Origin of the sequence: Devosia limi DSM 17137 (assembly GCF_900128975.1) — a bacterium.
In the GTDB taxonomy this organism is placed as follows: Bacteria; Pseudomonadota; Alphaproteobacteria; order Rhizobiales; family Devosiaceae; genus Devosia; species Devosia limi.
On sequence record NZ_FQVC01000001.1, the window covers coordinates 480622 to 496701 of the forward strand.

The following is a 16080-nucleotide window of genomic DNA, read 5'->3' on the forward strand; positions in this document are numbered from 1 at the left end:
CGAGAGAACGTTGCAAATCACGCAATGGTGACAATAGCGCGGCGTCGGCGTTTGGCACGGCTGAAATGCGGCGATTGGGGAATTTAGTTTTTTGCGGTGGCGTGAGGCGCCTTAGCGTGTCGGTAGTCCGGTGGGGGTAGTCGCGCCGTGCGCTTGCAACACCACGGAGTCATTCCCGCGCAGGCGGGAAACCATTCTTTGGGTGGGTCCGGTGGTTCCAAGGAAGAATGGATTCCCGCCTGCGCGGGAATGACCCGGTGGGTGGTTAGGGAAGGGAGTGACTGGTGGCTTAGGAGTTAGACGGACACGGTCTCGGCGCCGCAGCCGCCATCATCCCCCGATACCAAGCTCGTCCATTTTCAGCCGCAGGCTCAGCAGGTCGCGCCAGGCTTGTTGTTTGGCGGCGGGGGCGCGCAACAGATAGGCGGGGTGCAGTGTTGGCATGGCCTGGACGCCGTGATTGCCGACGACGACCTCGCTCCACTTGCCGCGCATCTTGAGGATGCCGGACGTGGTGGAGAACACGGTCTGCATGGCCGGGCCGCCCAGCGTCACGATCAGGCGGGGGGCGACCAGTTCGACCTGGCGATGCAGGAACGGCAGGCAGAGCGCCATTTCCTCGGGGCTGGGGGTGCGATTGCCCGGCGGGCGCCATGGCACGGTATTGGCGATATAGACCTTGGTGCGATCCAGCCCGATGGCGGCCAGCATACGGTCGAGCAATTGCCCGGACTTGCCGACAAACGGCTTGCCCTGGCGGTCCTCTTCGGCGCCGGGTGCTTCGCCGATCAGCATGATCTCGGCATCCGGATTACCATCGGCGAACACCAGCTGGGTGGCGCGCAGCTTGAGCCCGCAGCCCTCATAGGCATTGAGCGTGGCTTCAAGTTCGCCCAGGCTCTGGGCGCTGGCGGCCAGCATGCGGGCTTCGGCGGGATCGGCCTGGAAAACAACCGGGGGCGGCGGTGGCGCCGGGCGTTCTGGCGCCATACCGGGCAAGGCGGCCTTGACCGGCGCAGCCGCTTGCTGCGGGCGGACCGGCGGCCGCTGTGCAAAACGGTCGACCGGCTCTTCGCCCACGGCAATGTCGACCCCGGCGGCCCGATACCATTCGAGCACCGAGACCATTTCGGCGTGATTTAGCGGTCGATCTTCTGACATGATCTCTGTTATGTCACAGCGCTCCCGGCGCGGCCAGACGGCGGGGCGCATGAAGCAGGATTAGGGCAGGATATATGGCAGAGGCGGGCAACCGGGAAACCCTTTCGACCGATGTGCTGATCGTCGGTGCCGGCCCCTCCGGGCTTGCGGCGGCCATCAGGCTGAAGCAGCGCCATCCCGACATCGCCGTCACCGTAGTGGAAAAAGCTGCGGAAGTCGGCGGCCATATCCTTTCGGGCGCCGTGATGGACCCGGTGGGGCTTGACGCGCTGCTGCCCGATTGGCGGCTCAAGCGCGCGCCGGTTGGCCCGGACGTGACCAGCGATACCTACCATTTCCTCACCGCCAGGCGCGATTTCAGCTTTCCTGATTTTGCCCTGCCGCCGCAGATGCGCACCCCCAATGCGGTGATCGTCAGCCTTGGCGATTTGGTGCGCTGGCTGGGGGAGCAGGCGGCCGAGCTGGGCGTCGATATCTTCCCGATGACCGCGGCGGTCGACGTGCTGCGCAGCGGCGATGGCCCGGTGCGCGGGATCATCACCGGCGATCTGGGGCTGGACGCTGACGGCAACCCCAAGCCAGGCCATGCGGCCGGCATTGCGCTGGAAGCCAGATATACCCTGATCGCCGAGGGCGCGCGGGGATCGCTGGCCAAGCAATTGAATGCGGCATTCGGCACCGAGCGCCAGCCGCAGAAATATGGACTGGGTATCAAGGAAGTCTGGGAAATCCCGGCCGATCGGCATCAGCCCGGCAAGGTCGACCATTATATGGGCTTTCCGCTCGATAATGCCACGTCCGGTGGTGGATTTGCCTATCACGCGCAGGACCGCAAACTCTATCTGGGGCTGGTCGTGCATCTCGACTATGCCGATCCCAGCCTGTCGCCTTTCGATGAGTTCCAGCGCTTCAAGACCCATCCCAGCATTGCCCCACTGCTCGAAGGCGCGACGCGGCTGAGTTATGGCGCACGGGCCTTGGCCTCGGGCGGCTGGCAATCGGTGCCGACACTGGCTTTCCCCGGTGGCGGGCTGATCGGTTGCGCCGCCGGCTTCATGAATGCGCCGCGGCTCAAGGCCATCCACAATGCGATTCTCTCCGGCATCGGGGCGGCTGACGCGGTGGGGGCGGCGATCGAGAAGGGCCGCCAGCACGACCTGATCGAGGATTTTTCGGCCCGCGTCTTCCAGACCGGGATCAAGGACGAATTGCGCGCGGTGGAGAACGTCAAGCCGCTCTGGTCGCGATTGGGGACACTGGCCGGGGTGTTGGCGGCGGGCGCCGATATGTGGTGCCGGGCGCTGTTCAAGACCTCGCCGCTGGGAACGCTGCATCATCGACAGCCTGACTTCGCGGCACTCCGCCCGCTTGGGGCCAAGCGCCGGACCTATGCGCGGCCGGACGGCAAGACCACGTTCGATCGGACGTCGTCGGTGTTTCTGGCCAACCTCGCCCATGACGAGGACCAGCCCATTCACCTCAAACTGGCCGATCCGGCTGTGCCGGTGCGCGATAACCTGCCGCTTTATGGCGAGCCGGCGCCGCTTTATTGTCCCGCCGGGGTCTATGAAATGGCACAAGAGGGTGGCGCCCCGGTGTTCCGCATTCACGCGGCCAATTGCGTGCACTGCAAGACCTGCGACATCAAGGACCCGGCCCAGAACATCACCTGGGTGCCGCCAGAGGGCGGCAGCGGGCCCAACTACAACGGAATGTGAACCGGTCAGCCAATAGTGACGAGCTCTTGACCAAGCTGGCCTTGCGGCGCGGTCGCAAAATCGACAATCTTGACGCAGTAAAAGGTGCTACTCGCGCAAGCGGAACTGCACACACCGGCCTGCAAGGGCCAAGGGAGAATTCAGCCTCGTGACCAAGCTCATGAACCGTATCGTGCGACCTGCTGTGCTGGCGCTGGCCCTGGGCAGTCTTGTCGTCGCCCCGACCATGGCGCAAGGCAACGTGACCGCCAATATTCTCCAGATGTTCAATGCCAGCGTCACCGGCTCCTATATGGCTGGCCAGCAGGCGTTGCAGGATTTGCGGACCGACGAAGCCGCGCGCTATTTCATGATGGCCGCGCAGCAGGACTGGGACAATCCGGTGCTGGTCGAGCGCGCCTTTATCGGCTTTGCCGCCGACGGCCAGATCGGCCAGGCCGCGTCGACGGCAAAACACCTGCTCGATCTTGATCCGACCAATGAGCTGGCCCAGCTGGTCGTGGCCACTGAAGCGCTCAAGGAGCGCCGCTATGGCGCCGCCGACACCATGCTGTCCAAGATCGGCCAGGATAGCTTTACCGCCATAACCGGCGGCATCCTGCGCGCCTGGGCGCTGGTGGGTGACAATCGCGGTGCCGAAGCCGATGCCGTGCTCGACAAGCTCGGGCAGGGCGGCCTCGCCGATTTCCTGGTGTTCCACCGGGCACTGATGGCTGAGGCCTCCGGCGATACCAAGCGGGCCATCCAGCTGGCCGGCAAGGCCTTCGATACCGAGCCCTTCGTGGCGCGGATCGTGGAAGTCTATGCACGTATCCTGGCCAATGCCGGTCGCTTCGATGAAGCCAAGGAAGCCATTGCCCAGTTCGAGAATCAGGGCCTGTCCCACCCGGTGGTGACCATCGTCAAGGAAGCGGTGGATGCCGGTCAGAAGCCGGGCATTTTTGCCGCCAATGTGCAGGTTGGCGCTGCCGAAATGTTCCATGGCATCGGCGTTGCCCTCGCCCGTGATGGCAGCCTGGATCTGTCGCTGGTTTTCCTGCGCCTCGGTCTCTATCTGGACCCCAATGCCGATGTGATCTCGCTGGCACTGGGCCAGTTGCTCGACAGCGCCGACCAGCATGTCGCGGCCAACAAGGTCTATGAGGGCGTGCCCCCGACCTCGGCGATGAAACCCACCGCCGTGGTGCGCATTGCCACCAATCTGGACAATATGGGCGACCGCCCGGAGGCGCTGCGCCGTCTGGGCAATATCGTCGCCACCCAGCCGGACGACCTCGACGCTGTCTCGGTGCTCGGCGACCTGCTGCGCTATGACGAGCAATATGTGAAGGCTGCCGACGCCTATACCAAGGCGCTGGAACTGTCCGGCGGCGAAAGCCCTGCCGACTGGCGGTTCTATTATGTGCGCGGCATCAGCTATGAGCGGGCCAAGGAATGGCCCAAGGCCGAGGCTGATTTTCTCAAGGCGCTCAAGCTCAATCCCGACCAGCCGCAGGTGCTGAACTATCTCGGCTATAGCTGGATCGACCAGGACATGAACCTGGAGCCGGCGCTGGAAATGATCGAAAAGGCCGTCGCCGCGGTGCCTCAGGATGGCTACATCGTCGATTCGCTCGGCTGGGCCTTTTACAAGATGGATCGCATCGACGAGGCCGTGACCACGCTGGAACAGGCCGTGCAGCTGCGGCCCAACGATGCCGAGATCAATGACCATCTGGGCGATGCCTATTGGAAGGCCGGCCGTCAGCTCGAGGCGCGGTTCCAGTGGAATATCGCCGCTTCGGTCGATGAGGTTGGCAATGTCAAGGAACGCGTCGCGCCCAAGCTGGCCGATGGACTGACCGAAGAAAACGCCACCGAGTAAGGGACTTATGTTTGAAGTCCAATCCCAGGCGGCGCCGGCCAAGATCAATCTGGCGCTGCATGTCACGCGGCGGCGTGACGATGGCTATCACGATCTCGAAAGCCTGATCGTCTTTGCCGATATTGCCGATGAGATCACGGCGGCGCCGGCCAAGACTGATTCGCTGGCTGTCACCGGCCCTTTTGCCAAGGCGCTGAGCAATGGCGAGACCAATCTGGTGACACGCGCCGTCGCGGCGTTTCGCGAGCGCTGGCCCGATGCGGTCGAGGCTGGCCTGGCGCTGACGCTGCACAAGAACCTGCCGGTGGCCGCCGGGATTGGTGGTGGTTCGGCCGACGCGGCTGCGGCCCTGCGGCTGATGGCGGGGCTGGCGGATCGGCCGATTGCGCTGGCGGAACTATCGGAACTGGCCGGGCGGCTGGGCGCCGATGTGCCGGCCTGCCTGATTTCGAGCCCCTTGGTGGCGCGCGGTGTCGGCGAAATCCTGTCGCCACTGCCGCAATTTCCGGCCTGCCATGTGGTGCTGGTTAATCCGCTGATTCCGGTGATCACTGCGGATGTGTTTCGCCGGCTGACCAGCCGCGACAACGATCCGCTGCCGGCTTTGCCGGTGCCGCTGACCCGCCCGGCGCAGCTGGGGATCTGGCTGGCCGAGACGCGCAATGACCTGGAAACGCCGGCGATTGCGCTGGTGCCCGAGGTCGGGCGGTTGATCGCGCATCTGGCGGCGGCGCCAGGGTGTATTCTGGCGCGGATGTCGGGCTCGGGGGCGACGGTGTTCGGGCTGTTTGGTTCGGGCGCGCAGGCGCATCAGGCGGCGCATGAGTTGCGGGAGCAGAACCCGGACCATTGGGTTGCGGCGGCGCCGTTGATTGTGCCTTAGGTGGCGCGGGGTTTTTCCTGCTCTCCGTTGACTGCGACATGTGTATTACCACCGTCATCACCCGGCTTGTGATCCAGTCGTGCTGTCTGGGCGAAGATGGATTGCCCGGACAAGCCGAGCAATGACGATGGAATGGCGGGGGCGTGCCGTGTTGGGAGTGACCCACGGGGCAAGCCCGTGGGCAGCGCAATGAGAGCCGTGAACGGCTTAGTAGGCGCGCAGAACGCTGAATTCGACGACGTCGGCGAGGAGGGTTGCCATGTCGGATGGCGGCAGGACGCTCAGGGCTTCGCGGGCGGCGCGGGCGTGGGCATTGGCCTTGTCGAGCGTGCGCGACAGCGTGTTGTAGCGCTCGAAAATGGCGACGATCTCGGCCACCTGTGCCGGCGTTGCATCGACATCGCCGAGGGCGGCCGAGATGGTGGCCTGCTCGGCCTCAGTGCCTTCGGCCAGCGCCAGAATCACCGGCAGGGTCATCTTGCCTTCGCGCAGGTCGTCGCCGGTATTCTTGCCCAGCGTGCCGCTTTCGCCGCGATAGTCGAGCACGTCATCAACCAGCTGGAAGGCATTGCCGAGTTCCAGGCCATAGGCCTTGAGCGCCTTGCGCCCGGCTTCATCGGCGCCACCGGCCATCGCGCCGACTTCGCAGGCGGCCTCGAACAGGGTCGCGGTCTTGGCGCGGATCACTTCGGCATAATCGGCGGCGGAGGTTTCCAGATCGCCGGTCTTGGCCAGCTGGAAGACTTCGCCCTCGGCCATCGCCGCGGCAGCGGCGGCGAGAACGCCCAGCGCTTCGATATCCTTGGTTTCGACCATCATCATGAAGGCCTGACCGAGGAGGAAATCGCCGACCAGCACGCTGGCCTGGTTGCCCCACACCATGCGGGCGGCTGGCTTGCCGCGGCGCATGTCGCTCTCGTCGACGACATCGTCGTGGAGCAGGGTGGCATTGTGCATGAATTCGACGGCGGCAGCGAAATTGATCGCGCTGCCAGTGCCGCCGCCAAACAGCGAAGCCGCCGCGACGGTCAGCATCGGGCGCAGGCGCTTGCCGCCGCTCTCGATCAGGTAGCGCGCGAGTTCGGGCACCATCTCGACGTGCGAATCAGCCCGGGCCAGAATCATCGCATTGACCTTGGCCATATCGGCCTCGGTCGCCTGCAACAGCCTCTCGATCGCATTGGCGCTGATCGCCGACTTGGTTTGCGCCAGAACTGACACCGCTTTTCCGTCCTCGTTCGCCTCTATGGGCAAATCTGGTTGAGCCCAATGTGGATGCGCATGTATGGTCGCGCGAAACCGGCCATTCGGGTGCGATGTCCCTAGACCAGCCACAAGACTTTGTAAAACACCAAACGCCGACACGCGATGCCTTTTTGGGTGGAAGGCTCATAGTGTCGCAGCCGCGCCATGGCTTCCGTGCCGGGCTCGATAGCGTATTGCTGGGCGCAGCAGTGGCGCCGGGCAGCCCATGGCTGCTCGATCTGGGCTGTGGCGTGGGCACTGCGGGGCTGGTGGCGATGAGCCATTGGCCCGATATGGTGGCGACGCTGGCCGACCGGGACAAGGACATTCTGGCCCTGACGCGGGACAATGCCGCCGCCAATGGCTTTTCGGCGCGCACGACGGTGCTGGCCGTTGACGTGACCGCCAAGGGCGCCGAGCGCCATGCGGCCGGGCTGGCGGAGAATGCCTATGCCTCGGTAATCGCCAATCCGCCATTCTTTGATGCCGGCGCCGGCACGCTGGCCGGCGAAGGAGGGCGCGCCGGGGCCCGTCATATGGATCCGGCGACGCTCGATCTCTGGATCAAGACCGCCGCCGGCTGCGCCACGCCGGGTGGCGAGGTGATTTTCGTCTATCCGGTGGAAAGCCTCTCGCCTTTGCTGGCCGGCTTCACCCAGCGCTTCGGCGCTGTGACGGTGTTGCCATTGACCCCGCGGCCGGGGCAGGCGGTGACGCGGGTGCTGGTGCGGGCGATCAAGGGATCGCGGGCGCCGCTGACCATGCTGGCCTCGCGGGCCCTGCACGGCGATGAGGGCCGGGGCTTCCTGCCAGAATTCGACGCGATCTTCCGCGGCGAGGCACGCCTCGTCTGGTAATTGACGACGGGGCCACCTAAATCTGGGCCGAGTAACAAGGAGCGACCATGGCGCACGAGACGAGCAAGCGCAAAAGCTGGCTGGCCCGCCTGTTCCGCCGTGTGCCGGTGATCCCGGTGGTGCGGCTGCATGGCATCATTGCCGCCGAGCAGCGCCAGGGGCGGCTCAACATCGCCAATGTCGAACCCTTGCTGAAGCGCGCCTTCGCCATCAAGTCGGCGCCTGCGGTGGCGATTATCGTCAATTCGCCGGGCGGCTCGCCGGTGCAGTCGCGGCTGATCTCCAAGCGCATCCGCAACCTGGCCGACGAGCATGGCAAGACCGTGCTGGTCTTTGTCGAGGATGCGGCGGCCTCGGGCGGCTATTTCATCGCCGTGGCCGGCGACGAGATCATCGCCGATCCATCCTCCATTGTCGGATCGATCGGGGTCATCATGGCCGGTTTTGGCTTTGTCGGCGCACTGGACAAGCTCGGCGTCGAGCGGCGCGTGCACACGGCGGGCAAGAACAAGTCGACGCTCGATCCGTTCCTGCCGGAAAAGGCCGAGGATATCGACCGCATCAAGAGTTTCGAGCTCGATATCCATCAGGTGTTTATCGATCATGTGAAGGGGCGGCGGGGCGCCAGGCTCAAGGCCAGCGACGAAACACTGTTCACCGGCGAGTGGTGGACGGGCTTGCGCGGTCTCGATCTCGGCCTGATCGATGGGCTTGGTGACCTGAACGAGACCCTGCGCAGCCGCTACGGCAAGGATATCGCGCTCAAGCCGATCGAGGCCAAGCGGGGCCTGTTCAATTTGCCGCGTTTCGGCTTTTCCATTGCCTCGGACGTCTCGGCCACGGTCGAGGATCGCGCCGCCTGGGCGCGTTTCGGACTCTAGACCATGACCGGTATCATTCTTCGTCTCGTCATCTACGCCGCCATCGGGCTGGCGATCTATTTCGGCATCCGCAAGATCTGGCGGGACTGGTCCGGCCAGTTCAAGGCCGAGGACAAGGAAGCCCAGCGCCTGCGGCGCGAGCGCGATCTGGCCGAGCGGGGCAAGCCGGGCATCATCGACCTGAAGCGCGACAAGGACGGCACCTATCGCCCAGGCGACGACGACAGCGCCCGGCGGTGATCGCAAGGTTGGCCGGTTGAGCAAGCGCAGTTGACCGGGCAGGGCGCAGTAACTAGGTTCGCGCCCGTTGCTCTCCCGGATACCGAACATGACCGACCGCAAGCCCCATATGGACCCCAGGAATTCGTTTCAGGGGCTGATCCTGACCCTGCAGAACTATTGGGCAGAGCAGGGCTGCGTCATCATGCAGCCCTATGACATGCAGATGGGCGCCGGTACGTTCCACACCGCCACCACCTTGCGCGCGCTGGGCCCCAAGCCCTGGAAGGCCGCCTATGTGCAGCCGTCGCGCCGCCCCAAGGATGGCCGCTATGGCGAAAACCCCAATCGGCTGCAGCACTATTACCAGTTCCAGGTGATCCTCAAGCCATCGCCGCCCAACATCCAGGAACTCTATCTTGCCTCGCTGGCCGAGATCGGGCTGGACGCATCGCTGCACGATATCCGCTTTGTCGAGGACGACTGGGAAAGCCCGACGCTGGGCGCCTGGGGCCTGGGCTGGGAGTGCTGGTGCGACGGCATGGAAGTCAGCCAGTTCACCTATTTCCAGCAGGTCGCCGGCTTTGAATGCGCGCCGGTACCGGGGGAAATCACCTATGGGCTCGAGCGCCTCGCCATGTATGTGCAGGGCGTCGAGAACGTCTACGACCTCAATTACAATGGCCGCGAGGGCGCCGAAAAGGTGACCTATGGCGATGTGTTCCTGCAGAACGAACGCGAGTTCTCCAAGTATAATTTCGAGGCCGCCGACACCGAAATCCTGTTCCGGCACTTCAAGGATGCCGAGGACGAGTGCAAGGCGATCCTGACTCAGGGGGCCGAAGGCAATCGCCAGACCATGGCTGTGCCCGCCTATGAGCAGGTGATCAAGGCCTCGCACAATTTCAATATGCTCGATGCGCGCGGCGTGATTTCGGTCACCGAACGGCAGAGCTACATCCTGCGCATCCGCGACCTGGCCAAGGCCTGCGGTGCCGCCTGGCTGCAGACCGACGGCGGCGGGGCGGAAGGCTGATTGCGACGGGCCGATAAGGCCCGTTGCGCTCTCCTCTGACCAATGCGAATGTCCCTGCAACTCGGCGGGGTTAGCTGCCGCATTGGGAGAAGCTCATGGCCATCTGGATCATTCTTGGCGTCATCGCCATCGCCGCCGTCTATGCCGTTTCCATCTATAACAGCCTGGTCAAGAACCGGCAGATGGTCGAGGAGGGGTGGTCGGGCATCGACGTGCAGCTCAAGCGCCGCACCGACCTGATCCCCAACCTGATGGAGACGGTCAAGGGCTACATGGCCCATGAGCGCGAAACGCTCGAATCGGTGACCAATGCCCGCACCGCCGCGCAATCGGCCCAGAACGGCACGCCCGAGCAGCGCGCCCAGGCCGAAGGGGCGCTGTCCTCGGCGCTGGGGCGCCTCTTTGCCGTGGCTGAGGCCTATCCCGATCTCAAGGCCAATACGACATTTCTGGAATTCCAGGCGGCGCTGCAGACCGTGGAAGACGAGATCCAGATGGCGCGCCGCTATTACAATGGCGCCGTGCGTAATCTCAATGTGACCGTCGAGTCCTTTCCCTCCAATCTCGTCGCCAATGGCTTCAAATTCGAGAAGGCGGAATATTTCGAGCTGGAGAACGAGGCCGACCGGGCCGTTCCCAGCGTCAAGTTCAACTGAGCCATCCCATGCGCGTGCTGGTTCGGGCAATTGCCCTGCTGTTGCTGGGCCTGTTGCTGACCCTGCCGGCGCGGGCGCAGGAGCAGATCAACGCCTTTGCCGCCAATCTGGTGCTGGCCACGGACGGCACGGTGACGGTCACAGAGACCATCGATGTGCTGGCCCAGGGCATCGAGATCCGGCGCGGCATTTTCCGGGATATCCCGGTGACCATGCTGGCGCCCGATGGCGGCAAGATCCGCCCGGTGCTGGATGTGCTGAGCGTCAGGCGCAACGGCGCCGACGAGCCGTTCCGGCTGGAGCGGATGGGCGACTTCCAGCGCATCTGGATCGGCTCGTCGGAGACGTTGCTCGGGCGCGGCCGGCAGCGCTATGAACTGACCTATACGATGAGCCGCATGGGGCGCATGTTCGATGACCATGACGAGCTCTACTGGAACGCCACCGGCAATTACTGGATCTTTCCGATCATCAAGTCGGTTGCAACCGTTACCCTGCCGCCGGGCGCGGTGATCGCCGACCTCGTGGCCTATACCGGCCCGCTCGGCTCCACCGAACAGGCGGTGACCATCACCCGGACGTCGGACCGGACGGCGACGTTCCGCAGCCAGCGCCGACTGGGCCCGGGCGAGGGCATGACCATCGCCGTTGCCTTCAACAAGGGCGTGCTGACCGGCCCGACCGGACTGGATGCTGTCTGGCAGTGGTTGTCGGACCTGCGCGATGTCATTGTGCCGCTGCTCGCGGTGGCACTGGTGCTGTTCTACAATCTGCTGGCCTGGATGTCGGTGGGGCGAGACCCGGCAAAGGGCGTGATCATTCCGCTGTTCCATGCACCCAAGGGTTTCTCACCGGCGCTCACCCATTTCGTCCACAAATGGGGTTTCGCCAATGGTGGCTGGACCGCCTTTACTGCCGCGATCTTCGATCTGGGGGTCAAGGGGCTGGTGACGATCGACAATTCCGGCAAGGCACTCAAGGTCAGCGTCACCGGCAAGACGCCCAGTGAGCCGCTGCCGCCGGGTGAGCAATTGGTGCTCAACTATTTCAGTACCCGGGGCACGACGGTGATCGACAAGGCCAATGGTCCCGGGCTCAACAAGCGCAAGGACGAATTCGTCGCCGCCATCCAGTCGGAAAACCGCGAACGCTGGTTCCGGGCCAACACCGGTTATGCGGTGCTGGGGGTGGTTCTGGCGGTGGTTTGCCTCGGGCTGCTGGTGTGGAGTGATGTGCTCGACCCGGTCTGGCTGTTCCTGGCGGTGATCGGCGGCGTCATCGTGGCCCTGCTCGGGACCGCGGTGACCCGCTTCTGGCAGGGTAGCCTGGTGTCGCGCTTCATCACCGGCATCGTGGTGTCGATCTTTGCGTTCAACCTGGTGGGTGTGGCGCTGGAAAGCTTCTCGCGCGTCCAGATCAATACGGCCGCAATGGCTGCCCTGTCGATTGTCGCCATTACCGTGGTGTTTGCCGTGCTGATGCGGGCGCCCACCATCCAGGGCCGCAAGGTCATGGATGAGATTGACGGCTTCAAGCTCTATCTGGAGACAGCCGAGAAAGAGCGCCTGAACATGGCGGGCGAACCGCCGATGACGGTGGAGCGCTTTGAACGCATCCTGCCCTATGCCATTGCGCTGGGCGTTGAAAAGCCGTGGTCGCAGCATTTCGAGGGCGAATTGGCCCGCAATGCGGTCCCCGATGTGCCGGAGGGCTATCGCCCGGTGTGGTATAGCGGCAGTTCGTTCTCGCCCGGCCGGATCTCCGAGTCTGTGGCGGCAGCAAGCTCGGGCATGGCGGCGGCCATGGTCGCGGCACAGCCGGTGCAGGCATCGTCGTCCGGGTTTTCCAGCGGCGGTGGCGGCGGTGGCGGGGGCTTTTCGGGCGGCGGCGGCGGCGGTGGCGGTGGCGGCGGCTGGTAGCGCGCAACGACAATTGCACCGATGTCCGCAACCAAGTGGACATTCGGCGCCCCCCAAGTTAGGTAAACCGCGCCTTCCAACTCTGGTGTTCCACCATGCCCGAACTGCTGCTCGAACTGTTTTCCGAAGAAATCCCCGCGCGCTTTCAGCGCCGTGCGGCCGATGATCTCAAGAAGGCCGTCACCAACGGTCTGGTCGATGCAGGACTGGTCTATGAGGGCGCCAAGGCTTTCGTGACCCCGCGCCGCCTGGCGCTGACCGTCACCGGTCTGCCCGCCCGCTCGCCCGATACGCGCGAAGAAAAGAAGGGCCCCAAGGTTGGTGCCCCGCAGCCCGCCATCGATGGCTTCCTGCGCGCCGCCGGGCTGAACTCGATCGATCAGGCCAAGATCGAAAGCGATCCCAAAAAGGGTGATTTCTATGTCGCGCTGATCGAAAAGCCCGGCGCCGGTGCCATCGAGCTGCTGTCGGCCATGCTACCCAAAATTCTGGCGGATTTCCCCTGGGCCAAATCGATGCGCTGGGGCACTGGGACTTTCAGCTGGGTGCGCCCGCTGCGTGCCATCACCGCGACGTTTGGCGCCGAGAACGAAGAGCCCGAAATCATCCCGTTTGCTACCAATGAGCTGCAGGCCGGCCAGACTACATACGGCCACCGCTTCCTGGCGCCGGATGCGATCCGCGTTCGTCGCTTCGAGGACTATGTGATGGCGCTGGAGCGCGCCAAGGTGGTGCTGGACCTCGACCGCCGCAAGGACATCATCAAGACCGACGCCGAGCAGCTGGCATTCGCCCAGGGGCTGACGGTCATTGCCGACGAAGGACTGCTCGAAGAAGTCGCCGGGCTGGTCGAATGGCCGGTGGTGATGATGGGCTCGTTCGATCCCGATTTCCTCAAGCTGCCCGAGGAAGTCATCATTGCTACCATCCGCGCCAATCAGAAATGCTTCTGCCTGCGCGATGCCAGCGGCAAGCTGGCGCCCAATTTCATCATCACCGCCAATACGATCCCCACCGATGGCGGCGACGTGATCACCGCCGGCAATGAGCGTGTCATTCGTGCCCGCCTCAGCGATGCCGCCTTCTTTTATCAGGGCGACCTGGCGAGCCCGCTGGAGCATGGCCTGCCCAAGCTCGAGGACATGGTGTTCCATGCCAAGCTCGGGACGCAATTTGCCCGCGTCGAGCGCCTGGTCAAGCTGGCGGGCGAGATCGCGCCGCAGGTTGGCGCCGATCCCGAACGCGCCAAGCGCGCCGCCATGCTGGCCAAGGCCGACCTGGTCACCGGCATGGTTGGTGAATTCCCCGAATTGCAGGGCCTGATGGGGCGCTATTATGCCGCCGCCCAGGGCGAACCCGCCGATATCGCCGATGCCGTCGAGCTGCACTACAAGCCGCTGGGCCCGACCGACAAGGTGCCGACCGATCCGGTGGCGATTGCCGTAGCCCTGGCCGACAAGCTGGACCTGTTGACCGGGTTCTGGGCCATCGACGAAAAGCCGACCGGCTCGCGCGATCCCTTCGCATTGCGCCGGGCGGCGCTGGGCGTCATCCGCATCATCTCGGAAAACGGGCTGAAATTCCCGCTGCAGGTCGAGCCGGACCTCCTGGCCTTTTTCCATGACCGCCTCAAGGGCACGCTGCGCGACGCGGGCGCGCGCCACGATCTGGTCGACGCGGTCATCGCGGGCGACAGCAACGATATCCTGACCATCACCCAGCGGGTCGAAGCGCTATCGGCGCTGCTTTCGTCGGAAGATGGCGTGAACTTGCTGGCCGGATACAAGCGCGCCGCCAATATTCTGGCGGCCGAGGAAAAGAAGGACGGCAAGGCCTATGGCGGCGCTGTCAATCAGGACGCCTTGCAGCTGCCCGAGGAAACCGCACTGGCCTTTGCGGTCGACGCAGTCCATGCCGCCGTCATGACGCATGTGGCCAGCGACGACTATAAGGGCGCGATGGCCGAGCTGGGGACACTGCGTGGCCCGGTCGATGCGTTCTTCACCGCTGTGCTGGTCAACGATGCCGACCCGGCAGTGCGGGTCAATCGGCTGAACCTGCTGGCACGCCTGCGTGACACCATGCACCTGGTGGCGGATTTCTCTAAGGTTGCTGGCTAGGTCCTGGACGGCCGTCTCACTCGATCGGGTCCCTCCCACAAGAGGGACCGGTCCTGCAGTGGCCTCATTCAGGCGGCAAGGCGCATTGCAGGGCGCCCTTGTCGCTGGCGAAGATGAATACGGCCTCGCCGCGTTCGCCGGTGGCAAAGCTGCCGGTCAGGTGGATATCGGCCAGCGGGCCGCTGATCGAATTGACGCTCGGTCCGGCCGAGGCCAGTTGACCCTTGCCACTCGGGATCACGCTGGAAGTGAAGTCATAATCCCCCGCCACGAATAGCGTCAGCGTGCCGAAGGCATTTCCCGCCGCATCGACGCAGGCATAGATTCCCGGCGGCGGAAACTGGGCCATTGCGGGCAGGGTGAGCGCGGCCACAAGGACTGCGGCAAGGGCGGTGGAGCGGATCATGCCCATAGTGTGCGCCGCGGAATGCACGCAGACAAATCAAGCCATCGTCACTGCAAGGTCGCGCTTCTCAGCGCCCAAGGGGCTGTATAGGCTGGCGGCGTTGATGGAGAACGATCATGAGCGTTGGACTATTGGCTCTGCTCGATGACGTCGCGGGCCTCGTCAAGGTCGCCGCCGCCTCGCTGGACGATGTCGCCGGGCAGGCGGCCAAGGCCGGGGCCAAAGCCATGGGCGCGGTAATCGACGATGCGGCGGTAACCCCGCGCTATGTCGATGGCTTCACCGCCGACCGCGAATTGCCCATTGTCGGCAAGATCGCGTTGGGCTCGATCCGCAACAAGCTGGTATTCCTGCTGCCGGCGGCGCTGCTGCTGAGCGCCTTCCTGCCGGGTGCCATTTCGCCGCTGCTGATGCTTGGCGGCGCTTATCTCTGTTACGAGGGCGCCGAAAAGGTCTTTGCCCATTTCCTGCCGCATGAGGTGGCCGCCCATGCAGTGGAGGTGTCACCCGTGGGGGCCTCGCCGCAATCGCTGGAGGAGGAAAAGGTCTCGGGCGCGATCAAGACCGATTTCATCCTCTCGGCCGAGATCATGACGATTGCGCTGGCGGCGATCCCGGCGGGGGATTTCCTCACCCAGGCCATGGTGCTGGCGCTGGTCGGGATCGGCATTACTGCGCTGGTTTATGGCGGCGTGGCGCTGATCGTCAAAGCCGACGATTTCGGTGTGCTGCTGGCGCGCAGGGGCAAGACCGGTTTTGGGCGCAGCTTTGGCCGCTGGCTGGTGAAGGCCATGCCCGGCTTCATGCAGACGTTGGGCGTGGTGGGCACCGCGGCGATGATCTGGGTGGGCGGTGGCATTGTCATCCACGGCCTCGATTCGTTCGGCATTTCGCTGTTCGAACACATCCTGGAAGGCGCCGAAGCGGCGGCCCGCCATGCGGTGCCGGCAATCGCCGACTTCGCCGCCTGGACGATTGGGGCGATCCTGTCGGGTATCGCCGGGCTGGTACTGGGGCTGCTGCTGATCCCGGTGGCGGGATATGTCGTTGAGCCGGTCTGGGGCTGGATCACGGGGCTTTGGCGCAAGCCGGGGCAGGTGGGGTCGTAAGGGGCA

At 64.5% G+C, this 16080-nt stretch carries 14 protein-coding genes; 11 read left to right on the forward strand and 3 right to left on the reverse strand.

The genetic code is table 11. From position 1 onward, the window contains the following. Positions 1–330 precede the first annotated feature (330 nt). The gene (locus BUA69_RS02150) at positions 331–1161 is read right to left on the reverse strand and encodes a uracil-DNA glycosylase (protein WP_046135649.1); all 831 of its coding nucleotides are present in this window, start codon (positions 1159–1161) and stop codon (positions 331–333) included. Between the two features lie 74 nt (positions 1162–1235). Between BUA69_RS02150 and BUA69_RS02155 the strand changes: the two genes are divergently transcribed. From BUA69_RS02155 to BUA69_RS02165, 3 genes are all read left to right on the forward strand, one after another. Then, positions 1236–2879, forward strand: coding sequence for an electron transfer flavoprotein-ubiquinone oxidoreductase (locus BUA69_RS02155; RefSeq protein WP_046135648.1), 1644 nt, complete (start codon positions 1236–1238; stop codon positions 2877–2879). A gap of 148 nt (positions 2880–3027) precedes the next feature. Next, on the forward strand, positions 3028–4743 hold the full coding sequence (locus BUA69_RS02160) for a tetratricopeptide repeat protein (RefSeq protein ID WP_052950592.1): 1716 nt from the start codon (positions 3028–3030) through the stop codon (positions 4741–4743). A 7-nt stretch (positions 4744–4750) separates the two neighbouring features. Further along, positions 4751–5626, forward strand: coding sequence for a 4-(cytidine 5'-diphospho)-2-C-methyl-D-erythritol kinase (locus BUA69_RS02165; protein WP_046135647.1), 876 nt, complete (start codon positions 4751–4753; stop codon positions 5624–5626). 207 nt (positions 5627–5833) lie between these two features. Here BUA69_RS02165 and BUA69_RS02170 read toward each other — a convergent pair whose 3' ends face one another. Next, the gene (locus BUA69_RS02170; RefSeq protein ID WP_046135646.1) at positions 5834–6847 is read right to left on the reverse strand and encodes a polyprenyl synthetase family protein; all 1014 of its coding nucleotides are present in this window, start codon (positions 6845–6847) and stop codon (positions 5834–5836) included. A gap of 173 nt (positions 6848–7020) precedes the next feature. Here BUA69_RS02170 and BUA69_RS02175 point away from each other — a divergent pair, with 173 nt between their 5' ends. The 7 genes from BUA69_RS02175 (at position 7021) to glyS (ending at position 14559) form a co-directional block, all read left to right on the forward strand. After that, complete coding sequence (locus BUA69_RS02175; RefSeq protein WP_052950591.1) at positions 7021–7728, forward strand: tRNA1(Val) (adenine(37)-N6)-methyltransferase; 708 nt, start codon at positions 7021–7023, stop codon at positions 7726–7728. 47 nt (positions 7729–7775) lie between these two features. Further along, complete coding sequence (locus BUA69_RS02180; protein WP_046135645.1) at positions 7776–8609, forward strand: S49 family peptidase; 834 nt, start codon at positions 7776–7778, stop codon at positions 8607–8609. A 3-nt stretch (positions 8610–8612) separates the two neighbouring features. Further along, positions 8613–8849: a hypothetical protein gene (locus tag BUA69_RS02185; protein WP_046135644.1), complete on the forward strand. Its 237-nt coding sequence runs from the start codon at positions 8613–8615 to the stop codon at positions 8847–8849. Positions 8850–8958: 109 nt separating this feature from the next. After that, on the forward strand, positions 8959–9864 hold the full coding sequence (locus tag BUA69_RS02190; RefSeq protein WP_046135666.1) for a glycine--tRNA ligase subunit alpha: 906 nt from the start codon (positions 8959–8961) through the stop codon (positions 9862–9864). Positions 9865–9965: 101 nt separating this feature from the next. Beyond that, positions 9966–10520 (forward strand): LemA family protein, encoded by a 555-nt coding sequence (locus BUA69_RS02195; protein WP_046135665.1) that lies wholly within the window; start codon positions 9966–9968, stop codon positions 10518–10520. Between the two features lie 8 nt (positions 10521–10528). Continuing rightward, positions 10529–12439, forward strand: coding sequence for a DUF2207 domain-containing protein (locus BUA69_RS02200; protein WP_083588488.1), 1911 nt, complete (start codon positions 10529–10531; stop codon positions 12437–12439). 95 nt (positions 12440–12534) lie between these two features. Further along, positions 12535–14559 (forward strand): glycine--tRNA ligase subunit beta, encoded by a 2025-nt coding sequence (glyS, locus tag BUA69_RS02205; RefSeq protein ID WP_046136266.1) that lies wholly within the window; start codon positions 12535–12537, stop codon positions 14557–14559. A gap of 64 nt (positions 14560–14623) precedes the next feature. Here glyS and BUA69_RS02210 read toward each other — a convergent pair whose 3' ends face one another. Continuing rightward, positions 14624–14971: a hypothetical protein gene (locus BUA69_RS02210; RefSeq protein WP_046136267.1), complete on the reverse strand. Its 348-nt coding sequence runs from the start codon at positions 14969–14971 to the stop codon at positions 14624–14626. Between the two features lie 110 nt (positions 14972–15081). On the opposite strand from BUA69_RS02210, the gene BUA69_RS02215 reads away from it, so the two are divergent. Next, positions 15082–16074, forward strand: a complete 993-nt coding sequence (locus BUA69_RS02215) for a DUF808 domain-containing protein (RefSeq protein ID WP_046136268.1) — start codon at positions 15082–15084, stop codon at positions 16072–16074. Positions 16075–16080: the final 6 nt, after the last annotated feature.

Bases quoted from the DNA above. Each gene is read 5' to 3' on its own strand.
- BUA69_RS02150 (WP_046135649.1), bottom strand. From the start codon at position 1,161: ATGTCAGAAGATCGACCGCTAAATCACGCCGAAATGGTCTCGGTGCTC.
- BUA69_RS02155 (WP_046135648.1), top strand. From the start codon at position 1,236: ATGGCAGAGGCGGGCAACCGGGAAACCCTTTCGACCGATGTGCTGATC.
- BUA69_RS02165 (WP_046135647.1), top strand. From the start codon at position 4,751: ATGTTTGAAGTCCAATCCCAGGCGGCGCCGGCCAAGATCAATCTGGCG.
- BUA69_RS02180 (WP_046135645.1), top strand. From the start codon at position 7,776: ATGGCGCACGAGACGAGCAAGCGCAAAAGCTGGCTGGCCCGCCTGTTC.
- BUA69_RS02185 (WP_046135644.1), top strand. From the start codon at position 8,613: ATGACCGGTATCATTCTTCGTCTCGTCATCTACGCCGCCATCGGGCTG.
- BUA69_RS02190 (WP_046135666.1), top strand. From the start codon at position 8,959: ATGGACCCCAGGAATTCGTTTCAGGGGCTGATCCTGACCCTGCAGAAC.
- BUA69_RS02200 (WP_083588488.1), top strand. From the start codon at position 10,529: ATGCGCGTGCTGGTTCGGGCAATTGCCCTGCTGTTGCTGGGCCTGTTG.
- glyS (WP_046136266.1), top strand. From the start codon at position 12,535: ATGCCCGAACTGCTGCTCGAACTGTTTTCCGAAGAAATCCCCGCGCGC.
- BUA69_RS02210 (WP_046136267.1), bottom strand. From the start codon at position 14,971: ATGGGCATGATCCGCTCCACCGCCCTTGCCGCAGTCCTTGTGGCCGCG.
- BUA69_RS02215 (WP_046136268.1), top strand. From the start codon at position 15,082: ATGAGCGTTGGACTATTGGCTCTGCTCGATGACGTCGCGGGCCTCGTC.